Origin of the sequence: Pseudomonas sp. 9.1(2019) (genome assembly GCF_009910445.1) — a bacterium.
Classification (GTDB): domain Bacteria; phylum Pseudomonadota; class Gammaproteobacteria; order Pseudomonadales; family Pseudomonadaceae; genus Aquipseudomonas; species Aquipseudomonas paraversuta.
In genome coordinates this window covers 127,255-149,110 of record NZ_VBWF01000006.1, presented here as the reverse complement: position 1 = coordinate 149,110, position 21,856 = coordinate 127,255, and the positions used below count along the sequence as shown (strand labels likewise).

Sequence of the window (21,856 nt, the reverse complement as noted above, 5' to 3'; positions counted from 1 at the left end):
CGAATCACGCCTGCTGCAGATACCAGCGCCAGTCCTGCTCGCCGACTTCGCCCATGAACTGGCGGTACTCGGCGTTTTTGACTGCCAGATAGACCTTCAAAAACTCCGGCCCGAACGCCTCTTTGGCCCAGGATGAGCCTTCAAGCGCACGCAATGTGGTCAGCCAGTCGGTCGGCAGCATCTCAGTGGCCTGGGCATAACCGTTGCCCTCAACCGGAGCCCCCGGATCGCGCTGTTCACGAATCCCGCGATGAATACCGGCCAGAATCGCGGCGGCAGCCAGATAGGGGTTGGCATCAGCGCCACAGATACGGTGTTCGATATGGCGCGAATACGCGGGCCCGCCCGGCACGCGCAGGCTGACGGTGCGGTTATCCACGCCCCAGGTCGCGGCCAGGGGGGCATAGCTGTTGCTCTGAAACCGACGATAGGAATTGGCGTTCGGGCAAAACATCAACAACGAATCGAGCAAGGTGTCGAGCATCCCGCCCACGGCGTGCCTGAGCAGCGGCGTGCCGTCCGGCGCTTCACTGGCGAACAGGTTGTTGCCCTCCTGATCGGCCAGGCTCACGTGCATATGCATGCCGGTACCGGCCAGGTCATCAAACGGCTTGGCCATAAAACAGGCGACCATCCCGTGTTTGTGCGCCACACCTTTGACCAAGCGCTTGTAGCGCACGGCCTCATCCATCGCCTGCAACGCGTCGTTGCGATGCTCCAGGGTGATTTCAACCTGCCCCGGTGCGTATTCGGAAATCGCCGTGCGCGCCGGAATCCCCTGCAGCTTGCAGGCGCTATACAGGTCAGCCAGAAACGGCTCGATCTGTTCCAGTTCCCGCAGCCCGTAGACCTGGGTTGCACGCGGACGCTGACCGTCGGCATCCCGTGCCGGTTGCGGGCGACCGTTGCTGTCCCGTTGCTGATCGAGCAAATAAAACTCCAGCTCCGCCGCCATCACCGGGTAGTAGCCATCGGCTTTCAAGCCATCGATCACTTTGGACAACAAGTGCCGGGGGTCGGCCACCGTCGCCGGCATCCCCGATTGCGGGTGCATGCTCACTTGCACCGCCGCCATGGGAATCAGGCGCCACGGCATGCGCTGCAGGCTGCCACTGATCGGGAAGGCACGGCAGTCGATATCGCCCACATCCCACACCAGACCGGTATTTTCAACGTCGTCGCCATTGATGCTCAGGCCCAGAATCGTGCTCGGCAGCGGGCGGCCGTTTTTGTAGACCTCCAGCAACTCATCGCGGTGCAACAACTTGCCCCGGGGCACGCCGTTATTGTCAAGGATGAACAACTCGAACATCTCGACATCCGGGTTCAGTTCCAGAAAATCCAGGGCTTCTTGCAGCGGGGCAAACGCAGGGGTGGCACTCATGGCAATTCTCGTAAATTCGTATAAGACAGGCGTACAGGCACGCCATTTCGGGCGTAAACCCACAGACTCAACGTTAGATACGAGCATCCGGCGGGCGGGCATGCCGGCAGTGGAACAAGGCCCAAAAGGCCAGTTTTGAAGGGAGGCCGCAGGCAGAGGCCGTTGCACAGGCAAAAAAATCAGGGCAAGGCACAGCGCTTGACGTTAAAACGTCCGACAGCCAGTGGTCGCCAATCCTGATCGGGCCAAGCCTCATCGCCAAAACCATTGCCTACAAAGAACACCCAGCCTCACACGCCAGCCCGGGCAGGTCAAATACAGACATTTATACCTTTGGTTGCACTGCGACTAAACATTGGGCATCGGACCGCGACCCAAGGACACCGCCTCCCACCCCGCGACGATGAGCAGGATCAAGGTGGTCAGCGCCCCCAGGATCAGTCCTGAAAATACCTGTTCCAGGGCAGCCGGCAGCAGAATCAACAGCAGCAACATGCCCCCCATATGGGAAAACGGCGGCAGCGGGCGGTCCGACATCACCCATTTGAACAATGCACACCCCAGCAAAAACAGGAATGGCCCGGCAATCATGGTGATCACCGCCCCAGTCGTTGCGTGCCCGGGGTGCATCAACACCAACTCGTCGGCCACCGCGCTGACGATCACCCCGGCAATCATCAGCACATGAATGTAGGTGTAGGCCAGACGCGCATGACGCCCCGGGTCACGGGCGTGGGCAATGCGTTCATGGGCCCGCTCGGCGCCGCTGTCAAAATAGATCCACCACATGGCGATGCTGCCCAGCACCGCCACCACAAAGGCCGCAAAGCCAGCAAGGCTCCAGCTCAACCGGGCAAAAGTAGCCCCCGTCACCAGCAAGGACTCGCCAAGGGCAATGATCACGAACAGCCCGCAGCGCTCAGCCATGTGATTAGCTTCAACGTTCCAGTCGTCCAGGGTCGAAGCCCCCAGCCCCGGCACCCAAAAGAACAACGACGGCGACACCAGCTCGATGGCCAGCGCCACGGCCCAGCAGGCCAGTCGCTGATTGCCTTCGAGCAAACCACCGCTAATCCAGAACACCCCTGACAACAGCATCCAGATCAAAATGCGCTGAAAGTTTCGCGCCAGCCCGGGCGACTCGGCGCGCACCACCCACATTGCAAACGCCGAGCGTGCCACCTGCATAAATACGAAGGCCCCGGCGAACAGCAGTCCGCGATCCGTGAAGGCGTGGGGGATAGACACCGACAGCAGTAACCCGGCCACCATCAGCACAAACAAGCCAATACGGATCGGGATGCGCTCGGGGTCGAGCCAGTTGGTCACCCACGAAGTAAAGATCCACACCCACCACACGGCAACCAGCAGCAAGCCCACATGCACCGCACTCAGGGCCGTTAAATTGGCCAGCAGAGAATGGGACAGCTGGGTCACGGCAAACACAAACACCAGGTCGAAAAACAGCTCGACCATGCCGACCTTGCCACTGTCATGTCTGCCTCGGCCGCGCAGCACAGAAAGAGTGCGGGTCATATTTGATCCTCCGGGAAGCAATGGCTGTGGCAACTGATCAACCCCGCTGCCCGGATCGCAGGCAAGCCTGCAGCCACAACAGCAGCGCGCGTTATGCAGATGAACACTTGTTCATCGAACGTTTTAAAAACCTGCAGGGTCGGATGCTGCGTCTACTCTGTTTTCCTCCGCATTCTTACTTCAAGGAACCTCCCATGACCAGAACGGTTGCCGACTTCATCACTGAAACCCTGCAGCAGGCAGGTGTCAAACGTGTATTCGGAGTAGTGGGAGACTCCTTGAATGCGTTCACCGATTCGCTGCGGCGCCAGGAACAAATCCAGTGGGTTCACATGCGCAACGAAGAGTCCGCAGCCTTTGCCGCCGGGGCCCAGGCGCATTTGACTGGCGAACTGGCAGTCTGCGCCGGCAGTTGCGGCCCGGGCAATCTGCATTTGATCAATGGCCTGTTCGACGCCCATCGCAGCGGTGTACCGGTGCTGGCGCTGGCCGCGCATATTCCCGGCAGCGAAATCGGCATTGATTACTTCCAGGCCACCCATCCGGAAAGCCTGTTCCAGGAATGCAGCCATTACGTCGAGCTGGTGTCGCGGGCCGAGCAGCTGCCGCAAGTGCTGGAGCGCGCCATGCGCATGGCCATCGCCAAGCGCGGGGTGGCGGTAGTGGTGATTCCGGGGGACGTGGCGCTGCAGGCCTGCGACGCCAAAGTGCCCAACTGGCTCAAGCCGAGCCTGCCGATGATTCGTCCGCACGATACCGACATCGACCGGCTGGCCTCATTTCTCAATGCCGGCAAAAAAGTCACCTTGCTCTGCGGCGCAGGCTGCGCCGGTGCCCACAGCGAAATCCTGGCCCTGGCCGAACGCCTGAATGCACCGATCGTGCATGCGCTGCGCGGCAAGGAGCATGTCGAATACGACAACCCCTATGACGTCGGCATGACCGGGTTGATCGGTTTTGCATCGGGTTACAAGGCTATGGCCAACTGTGACACCTTGCTGATGCTGGGCACCAATTTTCCGTACCGCCAGTTTTACCCGGAGCACGGCTATATCGCGCAAATCGACTTGCGCTCCGAAGCCCTGGGCAATCGCTGCCCGCTGGAGCTGGGTCTGATCGGCGATGTTCAGCTGACCTTGCAGGCGGTGCTGCCAAAAGTGCTGCAAAACCCTGAGCGCGAGCATCTGGATACCGCCCTCAAGGACTACAAAAAAGCCCGCGAAGACCTCGACGCCCTGGCTGAAAGCGGCCCAGGCAGCTCAATCATCCATCCGCAGTACCTCAATCGTCTGGTCAACGAGCTGGCGGATGAAGACGCGATCTTCACCTGCGATGTGGGCACGCCCACTGCATGGGCTGCGCGCTACCTGAAAATGAACGGCAAGCGTCGTCTGATCGGCTCGTTCAACCACGGTTCCATGGCCAATGCGATGTTGCAGGCCATCGGCGCACAAGCGACCTTCCCCGACCGCCAGGTAATTTCCATGTCTGGCGATGGTGGTTTCACCATGATGATGGGAGATTTTCTGACCCTGAATCAGGTCGGCTTGCCGGTAAAAGTCATAGTGCTGAACAACGGCACCCTGGGCTTTGTAGAAATGGAAATGAAAGCGGCGGGTTTCCCGGATGTGGGCTGCGAACTGAACAACCCGAACTTCGCCGCCATGGCCGAAGCGATGGGGGTCAAGGGGATTCGTGTCGAGCATCCAGACGAGCTGGAAGCGGCCCTGCGTGAAGCCCTGAGCCATGACGGCCCGGTACTGGTCGACGTGGTCAGTGCCCGTCAGGAGCTGGTGATGCCACCGAGCAAAACCTTCGAACAAGCCAAGGGGTTTAGCCTTTTCATGCTCAAGACCGTAATGGACGGTCGTGCCCGGGAGCTGATCGACCTGGCCAAGGTCAATTTATTCCGCTGAAAACAACCCCGATACCCGTAGGAGCGAGCTTGCCTCGCGAGCTTTTCAACCACACAACCAAAAGCTCGCGAGACAAGCTCGCTCCTACAGAATTACAACGTGGCGGTATAACCGCGATGGACGGATCGACTTACCCAAGGTCAATTTGTTGCGCTGAAAACAACCCCGACACCTGTAGGAGCGAGCTTGCTCGCGAGCTTTTCAGCCAATCAACCAAATGCTCGCGAGCAAGCTCGCTCCTACAGGATTACGTCGTTGCGGTATTAGCGCGAATGAAAGCGCCGGTTAAGCGCCATTCTTTTGGCCAGAATCTCGCGCTCCCGCTTGCGCTGGCTGCGTACCACCAGGCCCCAGGCAATCAGGCACAGCAACAACCCGCCGCCACCCCAGATCACGTAAGGCATTGCCACCACCAACAGCGGCGCATCACCTCCACGACGCAGGCTGGCCACGGTCTGTTGATCAACACTGAGCAACGGGTTGCCGAAACGTTGCAGGCTGTAGTTGGCAATCGCCGCCACTTGCTGATCATTCAGGTCACCACCCAATGCCGGCATGCTGACTTGCAGGTCGGCCCCTTTACGCTCCACCCCTTCAATTATCGCCATCACCAGATTATTCGGATGCAACCCGGTCAAGGCGCTGTTCTGGCTCAAGGAAGGATAGAACCCGTCGCCGGTGCCCTGCCCGTCACGCCCGTGGCAACTGGCGCACGCCGAGTTGTAGAGCCGGGCGCCATCGGTTTCGCTGGCATCGGCCAGGGTTGCCTGATCGAGCTGACCGGTTTCGAGGGTGGTCATGTCGATCGGCGTCACCACCCGCGGGGTGCTGGCGACATGGTTTCCGGTGGCAATCGCCGGGACGGTTTTCAGGTAGCCGGCCATGGCGTACAGGTCATCATCGGTCAAAAACCGCAGGCTGTTTTGCACCGCTTCAGCCATGCCGCCCGCCGCTTGTGCCTTGTTGGTGACGTGGCCGTTTTTCAGGAACGCCACCACCTCGTCATTGCTCCAGCCGCCCAGGCCGGTGGCTTTGTCCGGGGTGATGTTAGGCGCGATCCAGCCGCCCAGTGCAGCGCCCGACAAATAGCGCTCGGAGTCTTCCGCCATCAGAGCATTACGCGGGGTATGGCAGGCACCGCAGTGGGCCAGGCTATCGACCAGGTATTGCCCGCGGGTCAGCTGTGCATCGTCCGGTTTTTTGGCAACAAAACCCTGGTTGTCGAGAAACAGCAGGTTCCAGCCAAACATCAACGGCCGGATATTGAACGGGAATGCCAGTCGGGTCGGCGCCACGGCTGCGTCTACCGGTTTAACCCCCTGTTGCAGGTACACATACAGCGCGTGAATGTCTTCATCGCTCATGCCCTGATAGGAGGTATAGGGCATGGCCGGATACAACTGCTGGCCCTTGGCGTTGACCCCTTTGCGCAAGGAATCGGCCAGTTGCTGCTCGGTGTAATCACCAATGCCGTGGGTCCTGGACGGTGTGATGTTGCTGGCAATGATCTTGCCCATGGGCGAGTCGATGGCATAACCACCGGCCAGCGCCGGGCCGTCTTTTTCCACCGTACGGTGACAGGCCCCGCAGTCGGCAGCCCGGGCCACGTATTCGCCTTGCTTGATCAGCGCGGCAGTATCTTCGACCGCCCATACGGACAGCGAAGCAAACAGGCTGCACAGGGCAACCAGGGGGCGTAGCGCGCAGAGGTAGGGATTCATGGCTCAGACCTCCCGCGCAATGATGTCGGCCACACGAATGCTCAAGGCAACCCCGGTCAGCGTCGGATTGATGGTGCCCGATGCAGGAATCACCCCGGTGGTGGCCAAAAACAGGTTCGGATGATCGAAGGTGCGGCACTCGTGGTTGACCACCGAGTCCTTGGCATCAGTACCCATGATTACGGTGCCCATCAGGTGGTCGCGGTTCTGCCAGCCGGTGTTGTCCTCAACCACGGTACCGCCCATGACTTTCACGAAGTCGGCATAGTCGGCGTCCACCCCGGGCTTGGCGGCTTTGACGTAATCACCCACTTCGTAATTGATCACCATCATCGGGATGCCCAGGGCATCGGTGCGGGTGGTGCTCGGGCGAATGGTGTTGCTCGCCAGCGGCAAGGTTTCGTACACCGTCGACACATCCACCCAGCGTGCCGAATCGTGACGAATTCGCTCGTCCAGTTCCTTGCCGAAAATGCCCTGCTCGATCAGACGATTGGCCACAGCCATGTTCGGCACGTTGTTGGCAAAGGCATGTTTGACCGACGCCCGTTCCTTGCGGAACGCGCCATCGCGACGGTTGAAAATCCCGCCTTGCTGCACCGCTCCGCGCCCCGGCCATACCGGCTCGTCGGCCAGAAACTGCAGCCCCTGACCAGTGTGGTCCATCAGGTTGCGCCCCACCTGGTCCGAGGAGTTGGCCACCTCGGAAATCAACAGCAGCTTGGGGGTTTCCAGGCCATTGGCGGCCACCACAAAATACTTGGCGGTGAGCCGCACGTTATCGCCCTTGGAGCTGCGGTAATGCACGGCAACGATCTTGCCGCCTTCGCCTTTCTCCAGCTTGTATGCAGTGGCGTCGGTCAGCAGTCTGGCCCCCGCCTGCTGCGCGTGCCGGGCATGCACATCACCGCTGTACATGGCGCCAATCGGGCATACCGGCATGCAGTTGTTGTTGCCGCTGCACGCAGGGCGATCGTCATAGGGCGTGGTGGCACGACCGTTGGGCTCATGCAGGAACACATAGCCGGCCGGGGCCAGACGCGCGCGAAGGCGCTGGAACAGGTAGGTATCGCCTTCGGGCGGCATGGGGTACGGCGTCGAACGCGGCGGAAAGGCCTCGCCGTCATGCCCGCTTTGATCCTGGGTATCACTGCCGCATACGCCCAGCGCCACTTCGGCCCGTGCGTAATAGGGTTCCAGCTCGCTGTACTCCATTGGCCAGTCGCGGCCAACCCCGTACAGGGTGTTGAGCTTCATGTCGTTGGGCAGGTAACGCCAGCAGGCTGCCGCCCAATGCCAGGTGGTGCCGCCGACCAGTTTCAACATGCCCGGACGAAACTCGAACGAGCCGATATTTTCTATGTACTGCTCATCGTAGGAATGACGCGCCCATGGCTCATTCGGGTACGGCGAGTTGTAGTTAGTCTTGTTCGAAGAGTTGCGAAAGTTTTCAACGATTTTCCAGCGGGGAATGGACTCACCTGCTTCCAGAATAATCACTGACTTGCCTTGTTTGGCCAATTCAAAAGCTGCGTTGCTGCCCAAGGCTCCGGACCCAACAACAATGACATCAGCATCAAAGACCTGACTCATGGGTACCCCTTGTTTTAATCGTTAGCGACGGTAGACGGCGGATCAACCCAATAGTTGGTATGCCCCCGGGAGTAGGTGGGGATCACGGTGGCATCCAGGGTCGGCGTGTACGCCAGCGCACCGGTGAAGGTCACCAGCCGGGTGTCGTCCACGGCCCGCATGCTGACCGGAGTGCCGGTATAGCCCAGGTACCAGGCGCGGACGATTTTTTGCACCGTGTCCTTGTACTGCGGGTTCTGATAAACCGGGCTGGCGCTCAACATCGAGACCCGGCTCAAACCATGCTGGCGGATGCTGCCCCACAGCCCCCTGACCTTTTCCGGGAACAATGGATCGGCCTCGGTACAGCGTGCCAGCACGCGCAGCGTGAGGCTCGGGTCCAGCGCATCGCGCTCGGTGAGGAACAGTGAAAGCTGGTACAAAAGTTCGACATCATCAGTGGCGGCATTATTGATGCCTTGCGCAAGAACCGAACCCGCCCAGGATGAAGAAAGAAGTCCGGCACCGGTTATGGCAGCGCCAGAAGACAGTAACTTTCTGCGGGATATCACATAAATCTCCTTGATCATCAAAAATAAAGGCTGACACCTAGACCTTCGATAAATCAGGTTGTTACAAAGAATGATCAAACATCCTACAGAGATTAGTGATGGAGCTTCATGAATACCGGCTGATACCCCCTACCCGTTGCAGGAGCTGGGCGCTTGACCCGGCAAGGTTGCGATGTGGCCCCGCCATCGCCTAATATACGTTTCATATACATTTCATATTGAGCATTTAGATGGGCATTGTAAAAATCTCGGACGCCATGCACGAGAACCTGCGGCTGGCCAGCAACGCTTTGAGCCGCTCGATCAACGCACAAGCGGAGCACTGGATGCGTATCGGCATGCTGACCGAATTGCATCCAGGCCTGGATCACAACCAGATCTGCCGCCTGCTGATTGCCGCCGAACTGGACGGAGGCCTCGATTTGAAACAGTTGTGCGCCGCCACCCAAGCCACTGCAGGAGTCGATCAATGAGAGCCGGTGTCGTGATCAACAGCCCGGCGCAGATCGCCCAGTCAAAGATTGCCGGCAAGCTGGCCGCCGAAGTGCTGGCCATGATCGGCGCCCACGTCAAAGCGGGCGTCACTACCGACCAGCTGGACCAGATCTGCCACGACTACATCGTCAATGTGCAGAAGGCCATTCCCGGTAACGTGGGCTATCACGGTTTCCCGAAAACGGTCTGTACCTCGGTCAATCAAGTCGTCTGCCACGGCATCCCGAACGCAGTGCCGCTCAAGGACGGGGATATCGTCAATATCGACATCGCCGTGGTCAAGGATGGCTGGTACGGCGATACCAGCCGCATGTACCTGATCGGCGATGTCGATCCGCAAACCCGTCACCTGGTGAAAACCACCTACGACGCTATGTGTGCCGGGATTCGTGTGGTTCGCCCGGGCGCAACCCTGGGCGACATTGGCCATGCCATCCAGTCGCTGGCCGAAAAGGAAGGGTTCAGTGTGGTCCGCGAGTACTGCGGTCATGGCATCGGCAAGGTCTACCATGATGAGCCGCAGGTGCTGCACTACGGCTACCCGGGCCAGGGCATGAAGCTTAAAACCGGCATGATCTTCACCATTGAGCCCATGCTCAATGCGGGCAAACGCCATGTCAAAACCCTGGCGGACCAGTGGACCGTAGTGACCAAGGATCAGTCGCTGTCGGCCCAGTGGGAACACATGGTTGCCGTGACGGATGACGGTTTCGAAGTGCTCAGCCCCTGGCCCGACGCCAGTGACGAATACCCCGCCATCTAATGTGTGTGGGAGCCGGGCTCCCACAACCATCAGTGACTGCCATCAGCCGTTCTCGAACTGCGAGCGAATCTTGAACAATTCATTGTCGCTGGTCACACCCAGCTTTTTGTAGGCCGATTGCTTCTGGGTGCTGATGGTCTTGATGCTGCGGGAAAACTTCCCGGCGATTTTCGTCACCGACATGCCCTCAAGACAGCAGCGCAGCACTTCGCGCTCACGAATGGAAAGGGTACTCAAACCGGTCAGTTCCCCCTGGTCTGACCCGCTGTCGGCAGAGGTTTCCAAGCTGCTACGGGTCGAAATTTCGTTATGTTTGAGCTCCAGCGCCATCGCAGAATGCAAATAAATCTGGCCGGCGGCGACTTTTCTGATGGCGAGTACGACTTCATCAGAGCTTGTATCCTTGCCCAGAAATCCACTCGCACCGCAGCGCATCGCCAGGGCTACCGTTGCCGGCGTATGCAGGGCCGAAACCACCAGCAGGCGCGCCCCCGGATACCGCAGCCGCAGACCGCGAATCAGATTCAGGCCGTCAACTTCGCCGGGGCTCAGGGAGTAGTCCATCACCACCACGTCCACACTTTGCGTTCTCAACGCGTCCATCAACTGCCGGCTGCGGGTGAAACAGCCGACAATCTGCATATCTTTATGGGGGGTGAGTAACCGAGAAAACCCTTGCAGAATCAGCGCATGATCATCAAGCAACATCAAGCGAATCGGGTTCAACATGGATGCCATGGCAACTTCCTCTTTACCTCTCAGCGTTGCTGAACCAGGTATTACTCCATATGACCCTTTATCAGGGGCGTTCGTACCAGCACTTCAACCAGAGTCAAAGCCAAAACCCGCACCAACACTAAGGGCAAAGAATCGCGCGTTATGATATGCCTGCTTCCCGCCACAAAAATAAGAATCGTCTCAAAAAGCAAAAGTGTCTTACCCCCACCAGCCTCAGCCAACATGAAGTCAGCCGCGCCAGAAAGCAGCCCAATCTCTAAAACCCGCCTTGATCCATTTTAGAGGCATCCACTGCACAGGCTGTGCAGAGCGAAATGGGGGCTGATTCAAGTCAGGATGAACCACGGGCTACTATTGATTACGGGTAGCGGCTCCTGCCGCTGCACATGTTGTTCATAATCTATTACTCTGAAGCTCTGGCCTGCGGCCCCTGGAGCCGTGCAGATCACACTCAACACTTATTTGTCGACCTCGCGACTACTGTGGCGCGAGATGAGGACAAAGTTCTTCGAGGCTGGTCATGTCCATTCGCAAAATGATTCGGGTCATGCTTCTGGATGATCATCTATTCATGCTCCAAGGCCTGGAACTGAGCCTGAAAACCCAGGCCGACATTGAGATTGCCGGCAGTTTCAGCAGCAGTCAGGCACTGCTTGAGGCACTGCAACGACAGAGCGTCGATCTGGTGCTGCTGGACTATTCACTGGGGCCGGACGAAATCGACGGCCTGAACCTGGTGCGCGGCCTGAAAAAACGCTTTCCGGGCATGCGTTTGCTGGTGCTGTCGGCACTGCATAACCCCGCCACCGTGGCCATGGTCATGCGCAGCGGCGCCGACGGATTTATCGGCAAAGAAGTGGACCCGTCTCAACTGCCTATTGCCATTCGCCGCGTGGTATCCGGCAAGACCTACCTGGCCGAAACCATGAGCGAGCAGTTTCGTGAACAGGAGATCTCTTCCGGCGATCCATCGACCGCAGCCACCAACGATGACACTGAGAGCCTGGCCATCCTTGCCACGAATGCGGCGCTGACCGGGCGCGAGCACGAAGTGATGCGCTGCCTCCTGGACGGCATGTCGGTGACGCAAATTGCCAATAAGTTTTCCCGCAGCATCAAGACCATCAGTACCCAGAAACAAGCCGCCTACAAAAAGCTCGGGTTGAACAATGACAACGAGCTGAAGAAGGTCCGCTACCTGCTGGAAGGCCAGTGATATGCGCAGGCTGATGCTGCTGGGGATTGCGCTGTTGATCAGTTGCCAGGTGTACGCCGATTCCCCTTACGCCTTCACCCCGGCAGAGAAGCAATGGATCCAGGAGCACCCGGTGGTGCGCTATGCCATCGACTCCTACTGGCCGCTGGAATACATCGAAAATGGCGAACACAAAGGCCTGACCCGCGATTATCTGCAGCAAATCTCGCGCATCAGCGGACTGCAATTCGAACTGGTTCCGACAAAAAACTGGAGTGAAACCCTCGCCCTCATCGACGCTGGCAAAATCGACCTGACCACTGCCGTCTCCAAAGCCTTGATCGACAAGGACCAGGCCGGAAAACTACTGCTGTCCGACGTTTTTTTCGTCGGTTCCACCGTCGTCGTCACCCGCAGTGGTGAACCGGTACTGTTTTCGACCCACAAACTCAACGGCAAAGTGGTAGCGGTCAAAGGCGGCGGCGGCTATGAGCACTACCTGCGAAAAGAGTTCCCCGACGTCGAACTGCTACTGATCAATGACCCGGAGGAGGCCCTGATGGCTTTGGCCGAGGGCAAAGCCGACGCTGTGATTGGCATGGACAGCGTTTTGCAGTTGATCATATCCCGCAAGTTTTTCGGCACCCTGCACCTGGCCGGCGTGCTGTCAGACATGCCGATCGTCAGCAGCATGGGTATCAGCCCCAAGTACCCTGAACTGTTGTCCATCATCAACAAATCACTGGCACAGCTACCGCCATCAACCATCGATGCCATCTTTGAACGCTGGCTGGAACGGACCGACTACGGCGCCCCCTCCTGGGCGACGGTTTTCCGCTACTACCGGATCGAGCTGATTTGTTTTGCCCTGCTGCTGTCGGCACTGGCCTTCATGACCCGACGTGCCATGCTGGCGAAAAAGGCCGCGCAGAAAAGCGAAGCGGCCAAATCGAGTTTCCTGGCAATGATGAGCCATGAAATCCGCACCCCGATGAATGGCGTGCTGTCGTCCATCGAACTGCTCAAGGGTTCACCGCTGACCCCGGCGCAACAGGAACTGGCCACCCTGGCCAACGTTTCGGCGCGCTACCTTCTGGAATTGCTCGACGACGTGCTGGATGTTTCCAAGCTGGAAGCCGACAAGATCCAGCTGGAATCCGTCCCCACCGATCTGCAGCAACTGGCCCGGGGCCTGGCCGACATCCACCAGCTGGCCGCCCGCCAGCGCCATACCGAGATATCCCTGGCGGTTACCAGCCTGGATGAGGTGTTACTGATCCTCGACCCGGTCCGCATCCGTCAGGTCATCGCCAACCTGCTGTCCAATGCGGTGAAATTTACCGAGCACGGCGAGGTGCTGCTGAGCCTGCACTTTGAAGCCACTTCCTCCGACTCCGGACACCTGGAGATACTGGTCAGCGATACGGGGATCGGAGTCGACGCGCAACAACAACGGCATTTATTCCAGGCGTTCGTCCAGGCCGACAACTCGATCACCCGGCGTTACGGCGGCAGCGGACTGGGGCTGTCCATCTGCAAACAGCTGGTGGAGTTGATGGGCGGCCAGATCGACCTCGAAAGCGAACCCGGCCAGGGCACCCGTGTACGCGTCAGCTTGCCGGTGAGTTTCAGGCACAAATACCCTGCCCTGCCTGCCCGGGCTGCCGAAGAGCCGCTGCCGGACGCACCAGCGAAAACCTGGCAGCAGGTGCTGGTGGTCGAAGATCATCCGATCAACCGCCAGACCATCCAGCTACAACTCACTGAGCTGGGGTATCACGCGCTGATTGTCGAGGACGGCATAGCGGCCATGGCGACCATGGAGCAGCACCGCGAGGGCATTTGCCTGATCCTGCTGGACTGTCACTTGCCCGGCATCGACGGTTACGAAGTGGCCCGCAGGATTCGCCAGCAGGAACAAGAGCAAGGCCTGGCCCACATGCCGATCATTGCGATCTCCGCCTCCACCGACGAGCAACATCAGCTCAAATGCATCGACAGCGAGATTGACGGCAATCTGTCAAAACCCCTGACTTTGTCGGCCTTGCGGCAGATCCTGGGCCTGTGGCTGCCCGGCCCCGACACCCCGCCCCAGCCTGTGGCCAGCTCACTGAGCAGCGCCTCCATCGAGGATCTGTTCAATACCTCCTGTGGCGAAGATTTCGCCTGCCTGCATGATGCGTTCGACAAGCACAACCTGGTGCTGGCCCTGCACTACAGCCATCGTCTTCACGGTGCAGCGCTGGCGATGCAGGCGAACGAACTGGCGAAACGGGCCAGGGACATGGAGCAGGCCCTGCGTGATACGGCCGGTCAGGAGTACGACTGGAGCGCCATGCTGGCCGGCATGGAAGAAGCGTTGAAGAGCTTTTACCTGAGCAGAAAAACGGGCCCGTAGTCGCTGACCGGGCACGCGGCTGCGAGCCCCCGTCGCAGCCGCGTTGCGCGTCAGCGACAAGCGGATTCCAGGGCATGTTGCAAATGCTCGATGGCCATGTGAACAGTCGCAATTTCAACTGGCTCCTGGCAAAGCGCCTCAAGCCTGCGGGCAGCCTCGACGACCCGGGGCTGATCCAGCATCATGGCGGCACCTGCAATGCGATGCGCCCGATGCGCCACCTGGGGCCAGTCACAGGCTTGCGCAAAGCCAGGCAGAGGCTCGAAGTCCAGGTGACAAGTTGCAAAAAAAGCACTTAGCAGATCGCCGTCGGCCGGCTCCGGCAGCATGGGATGCTCCGGGGATGGCGTGCATCTGTCACACCACAGATCGATTATTTCCCGCAACTGGTCAACCCGTAACGGCTTGGTCAGCAAGCCATCGATACCGGCGTCAAAACACGACTCGGCATGCTCCGCCCCAACCATTGCCGAAATGGCAATGATCGGTGTACGGATCTGGCGCCCGGCCTCCATGACACGTATACGGCGGGCGACGCTATAGCCATCTATATCCGGCAAATTGCAGTCCAGCAGCACCACATCGAAGCGTTCCCCGGCAAAGCAATCCAGACCCGCCTGCCCCGTCAGCGCCTGGACGTTTTCATGGCCCATGGTCTGTAACTGGCGCCTGATCACAAACTGGTTTTGCGGATGATCCTCAACCACCAGTACTTTCAGCGCCGGCATCCCGCTACCCGCCGCCGCGGTTGAAGCTGAGGGATTTGTCTGCTGGAGGTGCACCTGCGGCTCTGCCAGCAGCGCGGGCACCCGGACCACGAAGGTTGTGCCCTTGCCGAGCTCGCTGTGCAACACAATAGTGCCGCCCATCAACCCCAAAAGACGGCGGCAGATGGTCAGCCCCAGACCGGTGCCGCCAAACTTTCGGGTAATAGAGTCGTCGGCCTGGGTAAACGCCTGAAACAGGCGCCGCTGATCACGCCAGGAAATGCCGATGCCGGTGTCAATAATGCTCAGGTGCAACACCCCCCTGGCTGAATCCTCAGGGTCGATCTCAAAACCGGCTACCACCTTGACCTCACCGGCCTCGGTAAACTTGATTGCATTGCAGAGCAGGTTGATCAGTACTTGCCGCAGGCGCAGGGCATCAACACTCAACCACAGCGGCGAGTCCCACTGCAGGCTCATCTTCATCGGCAGGCCTTTCTCCTGCGCCCGCAACTCCGAGATGCTGAGCGCCTCCTCGATCAACCCGCCGATATTGGTGGGCCTGTACTCGAGCACCATGCGCTCGGCCTCCAGCTTGGAAAAATCCAGCGCACAATCGAGCAGCCCCAACAGCGTATTGGCACTGGTCACTGCAATTTTCGCCAACTCGGCATCTTCCGGCGCGAGCCGGGCTCGCCCCAGCAGCTCGACACTGGAAAGAATCGCATTCATGGGCGTACGAATTTCATGACTCATGACCGCCAGCAACATGGCCTTGTCCCGCTCGCTACGCCGGGCCTGGCGTTGCGCCAGATGGGCGTTGCACAACAGATACATGAAGATGGCGAGAAACAGGACCACCACGAGCATTTCGCGGCAATAGTATTTCAGCAGTTCGGACCACGACGGCGGCCCGTAACTGGCGGCATCAACCCAGCGCGCCAGCATGTGGTCGGTCTCGCGGGCGGTCAGCGTGGCCAGGGATTTGTTGATGATCGAGACCAGTAACGGCTGGTCCATTCGTATGCCGATGCTGACCACTGCGGGCAATTCGGCAATCGAACCCGCTACGTGCAGCGTATCGAAATAGCGGTGTTGCAAAATCGGGATCAACACCGCATCAACATCGATGGCGGCATACAGCTCACCGCTCGAGACACGCTCCAATGCCTCTGTTGCAGTTTCGACCGCGACCAGCAGGATTGCGGGGTAACGTAAACGCAAACTGCGCTCATAGCCGCCTCCGGCCTTGACGGCGACCTTCTTGCCCTCCAGTTGACGAGGATCGAACATCACCGGCGAACTGGCTCGGGTCACAATAAGCGTGGAACCTACAAAGTAAGGTTTGCTGTAGGCGATATGCTCACGGGATTGCGGCGCAGCCATCTGCTGTGAAGTGGCCGCAAGCAAGTCGATACTGCGCTCCGCCAGTGCAGCCCTGGCGGAGGGCCAGCCCAGGCCTTGCTTCCAGCGAAACTCCAGGCCGGAAACCCTGGCAATGGCTTTCAGGTACTCAGCGCTGAGCCCTTTATAAACACCATCTTCAACGTATTCCAATGGGCGCCAGTCGGGATCCACAGCCACATGGACCACAGGATTGGCGCTAATCCAGGCTCTTTCCTGTGCAGTGAAAAGCTGTTCAGCCTGCCCTTGGGCCATGCTCCGAAAACAGGCAGAGGCCAGCAACAGGCCCCAGACAAACCTGCGGCCGCTGCGATCGCGCCTGAAAACTTTCTTGGCGTACCCCATTGCCCGGCCGGCTGCCGAGGCAATCACCCGGCACCCGATGGGCGCGCAGGACTACGGGATACCGGATCATGGGTGGGTATCACTGCTCGCAGAGTGCATGCGGGTGCATAGCGGGCGCCGACCCTGAGCAAACAACCGACCCGACACTGGCAGATCCTCGGGGCCCGAGCCCGTACCATCGCCCGGCATCGTTGCCAGACAAATTTTGAATTCACCATCAGGCCAGCCATTTGCAACCCGCTAAAGTACTTCCTGGGAGTTGAGCTGACATAAAGCGTCCAACAGCAACAAATGGTTTTTATCCAGCATGTCGACATAACAGGCCAGGAGTTGCGCATTCACGCAATTTACCGATAAATCGACACCATCCGTAAGTTCACGAATCATGATACTCAGCACCGTCTGATTTTCACTGATCCGGAGAATTGCCTGTGATAAAGCCACAACACTGTCCATCGAATATCCTTATAAGTAAGTAGACTCTACGGGGAATCCATCCCCTCCAACGCAGTACTGCTTGAGCAACAGACATACTTCTGAATCAGCAGACGGCATTTAAAAAAATATAGCAGCACTCTAAAAATCAAAAATAAGAACATTCTTATAATAACCCGGCAAAAATCAGGCCATTATTAGAACCCAATAGTGTCCGACCCACTAACAGCGGCCATCACTTAATCACCTTCAAACTGCGAGCGAATCTTAAACAATTCATTATCACTGCGCAGCCCGAGCTTTTTAAAGGCGGCCTGCTTTTGAGTACTGATGGTTTTGACACTGCGCTCGAATTTCAACGCGATTTGCGTGACCGACATGCCATCCAGACAACAACGCAATACTTCACGTTCACGAAATGACAACTCACTGGTTCTGACCAGCATGTCCACACCGGTGGGTTTGGCCAGGCCATTGCGCTGCCCCTGAGCAATGGAAACCCCGTTGTATTGCAGATTCGACTCCATCTGCGGATGCAGGTAACCGCGCCCGCCCACCAGTCTGCGTACGGCAACTGCCAGTTGACTGGAGCACATGTCTTTACCGATAAACCCCTTGGCTCCGCAACGCAGGGCCAGCGCCACAGTTGCAGGAGTGTGGGATGCCGAAATAATCAGTAAATGAATATCCGGAAAGCGAAGCCGCAAACCGCGAATCAAATTCAAGCCGTCAATTTCCCCCGGACTCAGGGTGTAATCCATGATGATTATGTCAACTTCCATGCCGGGCTGGCTCAACGCATCAATCAATTCCCGGCTGCGGGTGAAGTGCCCGACGACTTCCATATCCTGCTCTTGCCTCAACAGTTGCAACATACCCTGCAAGACCAGGTCGTGATCATCCAGCAGCATCAGCCGGGCCGGCCGTAATAATGAAGCCATCAGAAACTCCTTTATAAGCATTGACTGTTGCAAATACCTTTTGCAGGCCGGGTGCTTTTAGTTAAAAGCAGAAATACTCTTACCGATCAAATCCCCCCTCGGCATCATTCGACGACACCTTGTTCGGCCAGCACCTTGAACCAACTCAAAGCAGTATTGGCACCGCTCAAGCCTGCGCCAGTTCAGCTTTTTCTGCGTAAAAGCCGAGCTGGCGATGTTGTGCACAGAGTAACGCCCACTCACGGCTGTTGATCCGGGTTTCAAGACGCACATCGCGGGAGACGGATTACAGGCGCGCCCCGTTTAAAGGAGTGGCAGCAATCGCAACGGAATGATTATTTCACCCGCCTCAAGGTTTGAAACCGTCCAGATGACGGTCAGGTCCGATGACGCAGAGAAAGCTATATGAACAACGGGTTACTGTATTTAGGAAAGCTCTGAAAGCTGAAGCGGTTCAGCTGAAGTACCAATCGAGGGGCAGCGGAAGCCATTCAGTGCTTCACGACCCAAAGCCATGCCCTGGCGCCCTGCCCGCAGCTGCAAGCGCACCTCCTCCCCTTCGAAGTCCAGAACCAGTTGCCGGACCTGGGGATTGTCGGTTGGTATCTGCCGGGCCTGATCAAGCAAACGAAACCAGGCCCATGCCCCTTCGGTGCGCCGGGTAAGGGTGCGGCCATCGAGCAAGGTGGCCGAGAGGCGAATCTGCGTCCCCAGGGCCTTGCCCGGAAAACCGAAAGTCACCCCGCGCAACGGTCCGTGCCGATAGTCCAGGCGCTTGTCATCGATGTGCAGGGTGAAGCTGGCGATGCGCTCGCTCATGGTCAGCGGGCTGAGCTCAAATTCGAAGCCTGCCTGGGTCCCGCCTGCCGGAAAAAAACCCGCCCGTACCTGCCCGGCCTGTTCCAGGGCGAGCAGTAATGGCCCCCCGAGGGACTCGCCCCCAAGGCTGTCACCCAGGCGCCACGGACGCGAACGGGTATCCAGCAAACCCGCCAGATGCTGCTGGACAAAGCCTTGCAATGCCCCGTCAGCGGCAAACATCCGGTTGAAGTCTTCGAGGCTGACGTCACTGGCCGAGTCACCCGCAAACGGGTAACGCCCGCTCAGTCCGCGCTCGCACAATGGCGCCACTTCAGCGGCCCAGGCAGTGGCCAGCGAGCGTCGGCCCTGCTGCTGTACCTGCTGCTGGCCAATCTCGGCAACGTCGAGGAAAACCGGCTGCAGCAGACCGGGCAACTGCTCGATTTCCTCATTCAAACGCTGCAACACCTCGTTGGGCGGCACCGTGACTTTCAGGGAAGGCGCTTTCTGATTGGCCTGCATCAATAAAGCGGCACCTTTGACTGCTGCGCGCACTGCCAGGGCCGGCGGCTCGGGTGCCGAAGCAGCGAGCCAGCGATGCAAAGGCTGGAAGTGCCCGGTCACCGGATGCTCCGGGGGCGCGGCAGCGGTCTCGCCCGGTTCGGCCACAGGCTGAAGACGCTGCGCCTGCTTTTGCGCCATATCCAGCCAGCCCTCGGGGGATGCTGCGGGGGTCAGTTCGGTATGCCCGGCGACGGCCTGCAGTAATACCAGCAGCGGCGAATCGGTCCGGGCCAATTGCATCAACCGCCGCGGCAGGTGTTCATGCTGGTCCAGGCCGGCGATTTGCAGATCGTCGAAAAAACCCTCCCAGTGGGCAATGTAGTCCTGATGATAGAGCGCCAGAATCTCGCGTTTGACAGGCTCCAGAGCCAGCACTTCGGAGCGCCCCAGCAGTCGACGTTCTTGCAGCAACCCGACCGTCAGCAAGGGCTCGAGCAATGTCTCGAAACGCCGATAACCCTCCCGGGTATACAACCCCGGCACACCCTCCACCAGGCTTTCGCCGCTGCGCCGGGCGAACAGCAGCATGCCCTCGGCCCCCAGCACCGAGGCAATGCTGAACTCGGCCAGGGCCTGACCCCGCATCCCCTCAAGCAGTTGTTCGTATAAACGCTGGGCCAGCGGTTGCGCCGCCAGCCGGTTGCGCACCTGCTCGATCAGGCCGCGATCCAGCGGCACCGGGCCGGACTGCGCCAACCCCTTGAGCAGGCCTTGCAGATGCTGATCCAGCCGCAGGCGGTAGGCTTCACCGGGGCCGCCCGCAGCCCGGGCATACCAGTCACGCAATGAGCGGGCATCCATGGGCGCCTCGCCACCGAGCATTAAATACAGCCCCAGGCTCTCGCGCAGCCCCTCGTCAGTGGTGCCATGCAAACTGCCATGCAAGCGCTGCAACAGATCCACCAGCAAAACCTGCTGCAGATCCCGGGCATACAACTGCCCGGACAACTGACGTAACTGGCGATCGGTGGCCCAGACCCTCCAGCGCCGATCGAGAAGCCGGGCTATGCCGGCGAGCCGGTCCAGCCGCAGCAGTGCCCCGGCCCCCAGCGCGACGGGTACCCCATGGGGCAGCGCCTGCTGCAATGCCGCAATGTGTTGATCAACCTGCTCCAGGCGCCGGTCCTGATCACGGTACAGATTGAGTAACAACAACCCGGCGAGCAGGCTGGCGACCAGCATCAGATAGTGCGCCCGCGGTCGCCACCAGGCACCGGCCTGACGCAACGGGGTGCGTATCCGGCCCGGCCGGCGGCAGGTCTGCAAGGCCCGCAGCAGGGCCGGCGCCGGCGACTCCGGGGTGGCTGCCCGGGCGCTGAAACGTATGGATTGCAAGGCGACCTGGGCAATGCCCGGCTCCTGGGCCAGCGCTGTGTTCAGCAGCCCGTTCAATGTCAGTGCAAACCCTCGCCACATCGGTATGAAGCCATACAGCCGGGCGCGCACCTGAACATCCGGCTCGCGCTGCAGACGCTCGAACTCACTGCTGTCGAGGCCCTCGATCAGGGCAGCCATGCGCTGTTCGAGGGTGGCGAGCAAGTGCCGGTTGCGGGTGGCCGGGGCGAATTCCACGCTCAACTCGCGGCGGTCCGCCGGTAGCCAGGCCAGTGATTCGCCATAGCCGGGCAACTGCTCGCATTCACTGATGATCAACTGCAGCGTCAGCCCTTTGCCGAAGCGGCTGGCCAGCTCTTCCAGACGCGCGCGCAGGCTCAATGCAATCTGGTCCCGCTCCACCTCTGTCGCGCCCTGCAACCGGGCGGCCGATAGCACCAGGATCACTCCACGCGGATGCTGGCCCGAGGCGCCCGACTGCCCCAGGTCATCCAGCAAGCGACGCCACAGCCGCACTTCCTGCGGGTGGCGCTGGCTCACCAGGTGGCCGCCGATTTCAAACAGCCCATAGCCGTCAACGGCACTGCAGCGCAAGTCTTCATCGGCATTGGCCGGCAACCCGAGCAAGGGCCCCTTCTCGACCCCGGCCGGCCCGATCACCAGCAACCCCGGCAATTTGCCCCCGGTGCGCTGGCGCCATGCACACAGCCGTTCGCGCAATGCCAGTTCGCGCTCCGTCAACTCGTCGAGCACCGCTGCCGTGGCGACCGCTTGCGGCTCGGCCTGCTGCTTGCCACGCCGCCCGAGCCAGACCAGCAGCACGGCCACCAGCAGCAGCGCGCCACACAGCAGCAGGCGCACCACCAGAGCGGCCAGCGGCACATGACCGTCAACCGCCAGGCGCGGGCCATGGATCAGGATCAGATACATCGTAAATAGCAGCCCCAGCAGCCAGGGCGAGGCCCGCAGCAGGGTTTTCAAAACACGCAGGAGCATGGCAGCAACATCCGCAAGGTAGAAGGTTGAGGGAAGGC

General features: G+C 59.5%; 15 protein-coding genes. 5 read left to right on the top strand and 10 right to left on the bottom strand.

The features are described 5' to 3' along the window. Nucleotides 1-4: 4 nt before the first annotated feature. Together FEZ21_RS10470 and FEZ21_RS10465 are read right to left on the bottom strand one after the other, a co-directional pair. Entirely contained in the window at nt 5-1,384 is a 1,380-nt protein-coding gene (locus tag FEZ21_RS10470) for a glutamine synthetase family protein (protein ID WP_010657006.1), read from the bottom strand. A gap of 348 nt (nt 1,385-1,732) precedes the next feature. After that, nucleotides 1,733-2,920 (bottom strand): low temperature requirement protein A, encoded by a 1,188-nt coding sequence (locus tag FEZ21_RS10465; protein WP_160627060.1) that lies wholly within the window; start codon nt 2,918-2,920, stop codon nt 1,733-1,735. A 194-nt stretch (nt 2,921-3,114) separates the two neighbouring features. Here FEZ21_RS10465 and poxB point away from each other — a divergent pair, with 194 nt between their 5' ends. Continuing rightward, nucleotides 3,115-4,836 (top strand): ubiquinone-dependent pyruvate dehydrogenase, encoded by a 1,722-nt coding sequence (poxB, locus tag FEZ21_RS10460; protein WP_060781739.1) that lies wholly within the window; start codon nt 3,115-3,117, stop codon nt 4,834-4,836. Nucleotides 4,837-5,099: 263 nt separating this feature from the next. Here the strand turns inward: poxB and FEZ21_RS10455 are convergent, their stop codons facing one another. Genes FEZ21_RS10455 through FEZ21_RS10445 form a run of 3 tightly spaced genes read right to left on the bottom strand, consistent with a single transcriptional unit; the run spans nt 5,100 to nt 8,701 of the window. After that, the gene (locus FEZ21_RS10455; RefSeq protein WP_160627058.1) at nt 5,100-6,557 is read right to left on the bottom strand and encodes a cytochrome c; all 1,458 of its coding nucleotides are present in this window, start codon (nt 6,555-6,557) and stop codon (nt 5,100-5,102) included. 3 nt (nt 6,558-6,560) lie between these two features. Then, a complete protein-coding gene (locus tag FEZ21_RS10450) occupies nt 6,561-8,150 on the bottom strand; it encodes a GMC family oxidoreductase (protein ID WP_160627056.1) in 1,590 nt (529 codons plus the stop codon). A 14-nt stretch (nt 8,151-8,164) separates the two neighbouring features. Further along, on the bottom strand, nt 8,165-8,701 hold the full coding sequence (locus FEZ21_RS10445) for a sugar dehydrogenase complex small subunit (RefSeq protein WP_178092369.1): 537 nt from the start codon (nt 8,699-8,701) through the stop codon (nt 8,165-8,167). A 230-nt stretch (nt 8,702-8,931) separates the two neighbouring features. Between FEZ21_RS10445 and FEZ21_RS10440 the strand changes: the two genes are divergently transcribed. Further along, nucleotides 8,932-9,174, top strand: coding sequence for a ParD-like family protein (locus FEZ21_RS10440; protein ID WP_003446744.1), 243 nt, complete (start codon nt 8,932-8,934; stop codon nt 9,172-9,174). Continuing rightward, entirely contained in the window at nt 9,171-9,959 is a 789-nt protein-coding gene (gene map / locus FEZ21_RS10435; protein WP_160627052.1) for a type I methionyl aminopeptidase, read from the top strand. The genes FEZ21_RS10440 and map overlap by 4 nt, the downstream gene beginning before the upstream one ends. 42 nt (nt 9,960-10,001) lie before the next feature. On the opposite strand, the gene FEZ21_RS10430 is transcribed toward map, so the two are convergent. Next, a complete protein-coding gene (locus FEZ21_RS10430) occupies nt 10,002-10,697 on the bottom strand; it encodes a response regulator transcription factor (protein WP_003446742.1) in 696 nt (231 codons plus the stop codon). Between the two features lie 520 nt (nt 10,698-11,217). On the opposite strand from FEZ21_RS10430, the gene FEZ21_RS10425 reads away from it, so the two are divergent. After that, entirely contained in the window at nt 11,218-11,913 is a 696-nt protein-coding gene (locus FEZ21_RS10425; RefSeq protein WP_160627050.1) for a response regulator transcription factor, read from the top strand. Between the two features lies 1 nt (nt 11,914). After that, complete coding sequence (locus tag FEZ21_RS10420; protein WP_160627048.1) at nt 11,915-14,290, top strand: ATP-binding protein; 2,376 nt, start codon at nt 11,915-11,917, stop codon at nt 14,288-14,290. Between the two features lie 50 nt (nt 14,291-14,340). Here FEZ21_RS10420 and FEZ21_RS10415 read toward each other — a convergent pair whose 3' ends face one another. The 4 genes from FEZ21_RS10415 to tssM all read right to left on the bottom strand — a co-directional run bounded on the left by FEZ21_RS10415 (nt 14,341) and on the right by tssM (nt 21,818). Further along, on the bottom strand, nt 14,341-16,581 hold the full coding sequence (locus FEZ21_RS10415; protein ID WP_373683729.1) for an ATP-binding protein: 2,241 nt from the start codon (nt 16,579-16,581) through the stop codon (nt 14,341-14,343). 405 nt (nt 16,582-16,986) lie between these two features. Further along, the gene (locus FEZ21_RS10410) at nt 16,987-17,202 is read right to left on the bottom strand and encodes a hypothetical protein (protein ID WP_160627046.1); all 216 of its coding nucleotides are present in this window, start codon (nt 17,200-17,202) and stop codon (nt 16,987-16,989) included. A 218-nt stretch (nt 17,203-17,420) separates the two neighbouring features. Then, entirely contained in the window at nt 17,421-18,122 is a 702-nt protein-coding gene (locus FEZ21_RS10405; RefSeq protein ID WP_127195870.1) for a response regulator transcription factor, read from the bottom strand. A gap of 426 nt (nt 18,123-18,548) precedes the next feature. Then, complete coding sequence (gene tssM, locus FEZ21_RS10400) at nt 18,549-21,818, bottom strand: type VI secretion system membrane subunit TssM (protein WP_160627044.1); 3,270 nt, start codon at nt 21,816-21,818, stop codon at nt 18,549-18,551. Between the last annotated feature and the right edge of the window lie 38 nt (nt 21,819-21,856).